This is a genomic window from Cytobacillus oceanisediminis, from assembly GCF_004366035.1.
Lineage (GTDB): Bacteria > Bacillota > Bacilli > Bacillales > Cytobacillaceae > Cytobacillus > Cytobacillus oceanisediminis_C.
This window is the reverse complement of the sequence record NZ_SOEE01000060.1, coordinates 1-1,050: the sequence shown is the minus strand read 5'-3', so window position 1 is coordinate 1,050 and position 1,050 is coordinate 1. Positions and strand designations below refer to the sequence as shown.

Here is a 1,050-nt window from a genome sequence, read left to right as displayed (position 1 = left end):
TTAGCTTTACATGATCCTCGGTGATAATATGATCATCTAAATTCCGCATAACCCCTTCTAACAATATCTTCATGGAGTACGGCAATCTTGAGACACCCGTAATTCCCATTTTTTCCAGTGTATTTAGAGGGTAATAATGGACTTCTTCCCCATTTATTTTAAGTGTAGATGTATTTAATAGATTTTTGGTTAGATTCATCATATACCTCAGCTTTCTAATCCCCTATCAATACTGCAGGATTCTTAATTGTCATTACACTAATAGCTTTTTTCGGTATACCGTGGTCAGCTAAAAACTGTATATATTGAAAAAGAGCAAGGCTCCAGATAAGGATTTTCCATTGTCCCCTCATCTGTTAACTTAACCGTGGATTCCGACCATATTTCTCCGCTGTATAAAGATTTTCTACGAGATTTGACTTATATTTGTTATTTCTGGATATAGAAAATTGGAATCACAAAATCTCTATAATAATAAAAAAGGGTTAATCCTAATACAATTAACCCCGTTTCTTACATTATCTTCATTATTACTGATTAACTGTTAGCAGGGATCAGAACAAATCCCTCCATAAGTCTTCGGGCGCTTCGGCTCATGACCACCTTTTTAACAACCCAACTAGTTTCCTCCTGTATAGCCTCAGCACCAACTTTTAAAGTGCCTGAAGGGTGCCCGAATCGAATCTCAGACTTCGTATCCCCCAATATCTTACTTACTATCGTTCCTGGTATCGCTGCTGCAGCAGCAATCGCTACTGCACCTGTTCCAGTCATAGCATGATGCAACTTACCCATGGAAAGAATACGAGCTAAAATATGAATGTCTTCCCCTCGTATCTCTCTTCCGTCAGACGAGGTGTAGCTTGCTGCTTCCCCCAAAAATGCGATTTTCGGAGTGTGCTGACGCTTATTCATAGCGTACTCAACGCTTTCTGCAAGGCCCATAGCCACAGCACCATGTGCACGTATCGCTTCAAAACGAGCAAGCAATTCCCCATCACCGTTTATATCTCCTTGGAGCTCGGCTCCGGTTAATCCCATGGAAGAAGC

Annotated in this window: 2 protein-coding genes; both read right to left on the bottom strand. The window is 40.6% G+C overall.

The window, feature by feature from the left end:
- A partial coding sequence (locus DFO72_RS29795) for a hypothetical protein (RefSeq protein ID WP_208326904.1) occupies positions 1–202 on the bottom strand: 202 nt, incomplete at its 3' end.
- A 335-nt stretch (positions 203–537) separates the two neighbouring features.
- On the bottom strand, positions 538–1,050 hold a 513-nt coding region (locus DFO72_RS29175), incomplete at its 5' end, for a PrpF domain-containing protein (protein WP_279587095.1).